This is a genomic window from Methylobacterium sp. WL18 (assembly GCF_008040015.1).
GTDB lineage: Bacteria > Pseudomonadota > Alphaproteobacteria > Rhizobiales > Beijerinckiaceae > Methylobacterium > Methylobacterium mesophilicum.
The window spans coordinates 1-2,093 of sequence record NZ_VRVD01000742.1 but is presented as its reverse complement, the minus strand read 5'-3'; the positions used below and the strand labels follow the sequence as shown (position 1 = coordinate 2,093).

General features: G+C 71.7%; 3 protein-coding genes. All 3 read left to right on the top strand.

Features of this window, described 5'->3' with window-relative positions:
• On the top strand, positions 1-489 hold a 489-nt coding region (locus FV228_RS27740), incomplete at its 5' end, for a hypothetical protein (protein WP_147857443.1).
• Between the two features lie 37 nt (positions 490-526).
• Positions 527-937, top strand: a complete 411-nt coding sequence (locus tag FV228_RS27735; RefSeq protein ID WP_147857442.1) for a DUF2147 domain-containing protein — start codon at positions 527-529, stop codon at positions 935-937.
• An 88-nt stretch (positions 938-1,025) separates the two neighbouring features.
• Positions 1,026-1,301: a hypothetical protein gene (locus tag FV228_RS27730; protein WP_147857441.1), complete on the top strand. Its 276-nt coding sequence runs from the start codon at positions 1,026-1,028 to the stop codon at positions 1,299-1,301.
• Positions 1,302-2,093: the final 792 nt, after the last annotated feature.

The window sequence follows — 2,093 nt, the reverse complement described above, 5'->3', positions numbered from 1 at the left end:
CTGCAGGGCCGCGTGCTGGCGGCGCACAGCGCGACCCTGGCGCTGGAGAGCTGGTGCGCCGACCACAAGCTCGCCGGCGACCCGCACCTCGTCGCCCGGCGCATGGACGTGGCCGACAAGCCCCTCAGCGCCGCCCAGCGCACCCGCCTCGCGATCGGCCCCGACGAGCCGGTGCGCTACCGCCGGGTCCGGCTGGCCTGCGGCGACCGGGTGCTGTCGGAGGCGGACAACTGGTACGTCCCGGCGCGCCTGACCCCTGAGATGAACGCGACCCTGGAGGGTACCCGCACGCCCTTCGGCCGGGTGGTGCGCCCCCTGGAGCCGACCCGGCAGACCATCGCGGTCCGCCCCTTCGCGCAGCCGGCTGCGCCCGGCCCCGACGACAAGCTGTTCGAGATCGACGCGGTGCTCTCCACCGGGGCCGGGCAGCCGTTCTGCGAGGTCGCCGAGACCTATCTGGGCGGTGCGCTGCCCGAAGCGTCGCGGTAAGAGGGCGTCCCACAGGTTCGGTTCGGGAGGGATGAGGATGCGGCGTACGGTCTTGCGTGCGGTCTCGGGAGTGCTCGCGGCTCTGGCGGCCGGCGGCCCGGCCCTGGCCGCCGATCCCGCGGGCCTCTGGCTGACCGAGACCGGCAGCTCCCGGGTGAAGGTCACCCCCTGCGGCGGCGGCTATTGCGGCACCATCGTCAGCGCCCCCGGCAAGGCGCTGGACGCCAAGAACCCGGACCCGGCCCTGCGTGGCCGCAGCGTCGTCGGCGTGCAGATCCTCAACGCCCCCCAGGCGGACGGATCGGGCTACAGCGGCTCGCTCTACAACCCGAACGACGGGAAGACCTATTCCGGCGCGCTGCGGCTGACCGGCCCGAACGCCCTCGAAGTCTCGGGCTGCGTGATGAGCGTGTTCTGCAAGCGCCAGACCTGGACGCGGGTGAACTGACCCGCGCTCACGGTGACGCAGTCGCGGTCCCGCGACGGATCAATTGCGCACGACCGAAGCTTCCTTCTCCACAGAGACAGGAACCTTCATGACCCGGATGATTCTCGCCGCCGCCCTCGCGACCTGTTTGGTCGGACCGGCCTCCGCCCAAGTGATCGAATCCCCCACCGGCACCGTGGTGGTCGTGCCGCCCGGCGCCCCCGGGGTGGTGACGCCGCAATCGAACGCCACCGGTGCCGAGGGCGCCCTCACCTACTCGCCGACGGGACGGCCGGCGGACTCGATCTCCAACGATTCCGCCGCGGCCGGCAACGCCAACCAGCCCTCGCAGGTCGCCCCCCAGGGCGGCGGCGGCGGGAAGTAGGACGCATCACTTCGCCCCGGACGCAGGTTTTGCGTTTGGGGCGAGGTTGCCATCGCGCGCGGCCTTGGGTCCCTTCGCCGCGCCTACAATGACGGTGAGGTCGCGGCCGACCGGCGGATATCCAAACCTTTCACCTCATCCCTACGCCGTGCGCACGTCGTCTTCGGCGAAGCGCGCTCCTCCCCCTTGTGGCTACCGCCGACACCCGTTTCGGTCAGAGTCGTGGTTCTGCCGCTGGCGCAGGAGGCGCGGGTCCCCTCTCCCGAGCGGGCCAGCGGATTCACATTTCGCGTTTGGGATCACCGTCCGATCGACGGGTATGGCACTCCAGAACGACCCCGCGCCTTCCCTCCCCCCTCTGCGGGGGAGGGTGGCCCCTGCGTCAGCAGGGGTCGGGAGAGGGGAGCCCGGCTTCCGGGTGAAGCAGAGCGGGCGTGAGGGCGAGCGCCCTATCCTGCGTCGTCGCTCCCCTCTCCCGACCCCCTTCGGGGGCCACCCTCCCCCGCAAAGGGGGGAGGGAGTGCCGCGGAGTCTCCAGCGTATCCTGCCGACCCCGATGCGTGAATCCGTTTGCCCGCACGGGAGAGGGGGCGCCTCGAACCTATGTGGTTCGTAGGCTTCAAGAAGCTTTGAGCGTTCTGGAGCCCTCCTTCGAGGGCTTCGCTGCGCTACGCCACCTCGCGATGAGGCCGTGGGTGGGACCGTCCCGCCTCACGCCGCCTCGGTCAGCGCCTGCTCGATCGCGTCGAGCGCCGCCTCGGCGCCGGCGCCGTTGGGGCCTCCGGCTTGGGC